Source organism: Methanosarcina sp. UBA5, assembly GCF_002505485.1.
In the GTDB taxonomy this organism is placed as follows: Archaea; Halobacteriota; Methanosarcinia; order Methanosarcinales; family Methanosarcinaceae; genus Methanosarcina.
Window position 1 is genome coordinate 30,627 of the sequence record NZ_DAVG01000067.1, and the last position, 262, is coordinate 30,888.

Below are 262 nucleotides of genomic sequence, written 5' to 3' on the forward strand. Positions count from 1 at the left end.
CTCTCTTGACTACTTCCTGTAGTACCTGAGAATGAACTGCTTTCAATTCAGGTTTTTCTTTCTTCCATTCAGGAATCATTTTCTTTGAATCATAGTAACCTATGTTATTTTGCTCGGAGTCCCATGCATTTTTTCTGAGTGCAAGTGTTTCGTTATACGTCCACCTGCAAAGCTCAAGAGTATTATTCATAATTGATATTTGAGCCTTTGTTGGATAGACTCTATACCGAAGCACTTTCAACATTCATTTCACCTTTTGAGT

Annotated in this window: 1 protein-coding gene; it reads right to left on the reverse strand. The window is 36.6% G+C overall.

Translation table 11 applies throughout. The features are described from left to right. Window positions 1-244: helix-turn-helix domain-containing protein (locus tag BP621_RS06715; protein ID WP_292388676.1), on the reverse strand; the 244-nt coding region annotated here is incomplete at its 3' end. Window positions 245-262: the final 18 nt, after the last annotated feature.